At 64.4% G+C, this 1,621-nt stretch carries 2 protein-coding genes; one reads left to right on the top strand and one right to left on the bottom strand.

Features of this window, described 5'->3' with window-relative positions; genetic code table 11:
• Positions 1–335: 335 nt before the first annotated feature.
• Positions 336–1,175, top strand: coding sequence for an IS5 family transposase (locus BCD48_RS21595; protein WP_071050214.1), 840 nt, complete (start codon positions 336–338; stop codon positions 1,173–1,175).
• 163 nt (positions 1,176–1,338) lie between these two features.
• On the opposite strand, the gene BCD48_RS52955 is transcribed toward BCD48_RS21595, so the two are convergent.
• Positions 1,339–1,621: hypothetical protein (locus BCD48_RS52955; RefSeq protein WP_206745026.1), on the bottom strand; the 283-nt coding region annotated here is incomplete at its 5' end.

Genomic DNA, 1,621 nt, shown 5'->3' with positions numbered 1-1,621 from the left:
CTCTTGGCCCGCCGCGCCACCGGCGAATCAACCCCAACCTGGCGAGGAACATGAATCCGAATTAAACGAAACCCGCGGGATCGAACACCCACTTAGTGGATGTTTACGCAGCCCTGGTGACGATAATTCCTCTTTGAGGCCGGCTGCCTTTGCGTGTTTCGCGTCGTAGGAGCACGTTCGCGCATCCCGCGGCCGCGATCATGGCATCCGTTGAGTTCGGATATGCGGCGCGGATTCTGTCTGGTTCGATGATGGGCGAAAACTCCCTCCCGACCGCCCGGCCACGTCCGCCCAGGAGGGTTTAGGGACAGGCACGCCAGGTAGGAGCGTCTGTCATGAGCCCGCGCACGCCGTACCCCAGTGACCTGTCGGATGCCCGCTGGGAGCTGATCGCCCCCACCCTGCACGCCTGGCGGCAGGCCCGGCTCGACCGCCGGCCCACCGGCCAGCCCGCCCAGGTGGACCTGCGCGAGGTGTTCAACGCGATTCTCTACCTCAACCGGACCAGCGTCCCGTGGAAATACCGGCCCCACGACTTCCCGCCGCACCCCACCGTCTACTTCTACTTCGCCGCCTGGCGGGACGAGGGCATCTTCGCTCGGCTCGGCTACGAGCTGACCGGTCTGGCCCGCGCCGCGGCAGGCCGCGAGCCCGAGCCGACCGCGTGCATCCTCGACACCCAGAGTGTCAAGACCTCCACTGACGTCCCCCTTGCCAGCCAGGGGACGGACGCCGGGAAGAAGATCGTCGGGCGGAAGCGGGGCGTGGTCACCGACACCCTCGGTCTGCTGCTCGCCGTGAGCGTCACCGCAGCGCACCTGTCGGACAACACCCTGGGCACACGGCTGCTCGACCAGGCCACGGACACCTACCGGTCGATTGCGAAAACCTGGGTCGACAAAGGCTTCAAGAACACCGTGGTCGAGTACGGGGCCGCCCTCGGGGTCGACGTCGAGGTCGTCTCCAGAAACACCCAGAAACGCGGTTTCCACGTCGTGAAACGGCGGTGGGTCGTCGAGCGGACCCTGGGCTGGCTCATGTTCCACCGCCGCCTGGCCCGTGACTACGAGACCCTCCCCGCCAGCTCCGAAGCGATGATCCACATTGCTATGATCGACAACACGGCCAAACGCATAACGGGCGAAACCACACCCACCTGGCGAGACCCTCGATAGAACATAAGCCACAATCAACCCAAATCAAACATCCACTTATGCGCAGCTGTGCATAAGGAACCTAATGAACAGCGCTGGATTATGCGCAGCGCTGGCCTGTCGGGCCTGGTGAGGACCCGGTCGGGGGTGGATCGCTGCGCATAACCCGGTCAGCCGCGGAGGCTCACAGCGAGGTGAGCCAGTTGAGGAGGTCGAGGTCCTGGCTCCACTCGGGCAGGTCGTCGGTGAAGATGTCGGTGTAGGCGGCTTCCAGGGCTTTGCGTTTGGCTTCGGTCGACGCCCGTGCGTAGATCTCTGTCGTGGACAGGTCGACGTGTCCCAATATGTCGCGGATGTAAGGCAGGGGGATGCCAGGGCGCCGGCAAAGTTGCTTGTTAGCAACTGACTTTCTTGATCGTTTCGAGTGGTCGTTCGGGGTGGCGGGCGTGGTGGCGTAGGGCGTGGGC

It is taken from the genome of Pseudofrankia coriaricola, assembly GCF_001854805.1.
Classification (GTDB): Bacteria; Actinomycetota; Actinomycetes; order Frankiales; family Frankiaceae; genus Pseudofrankia.
Note: the sequence above shows the minus strand (reverse complement) of the source record. Positions and strands in the feature narration are given on the sequence as shown.